Source organism: Mesorhizobium jarvisii (assembly GCF_003601985.1).
In the GTDB taxonomy this organism is placed as follows: domain Bacteria; phylum Pseudomonadota; class Alphaproteobacteria; order Rhizobiales; family Rhizobiaceae; genus Mesorhizobium; species Mesorhizobium jarvisii.
In genome coordinates, this window is the sequence record NZ_QZXA01000046.1 from 1 (window position 1) to 228 (window position 228).

Genomic DNA, 228 nt, shown 5'->3' on the forward strand with positions numbered 1-228 from the left:
CCCACCCTGCCGGCAACGGCAACAACACGCTGCCCGACAGCGTTGCCGTCGCGGTTGACGGCATCGGCGGGACCCACGGCGACGGCACCATCAGCATCGTCATCGTCGACGACGTGCCGGTTGCGCACAATGCGAATGCCGGCGCGCTGACCGAGGACGGCGCCGCGACCACCGTCGGCGGCAACGTCACGACCGACTACAACAACACGTTCGGCGCCGATGGCCCGG

Annotated in this window: 1 protein-coding gene; it reads left to right on the top strand. The window is 69.7% G+C overall.

The window, feature by feature from the left end:
- Positions 1 to 228, top strand: a 228-nt coding sequence (locus D3242_RS33775) for a hypothetical protein (protein ID WP_167470480.1), incomplete at both ends; no start/stop codon positions are given.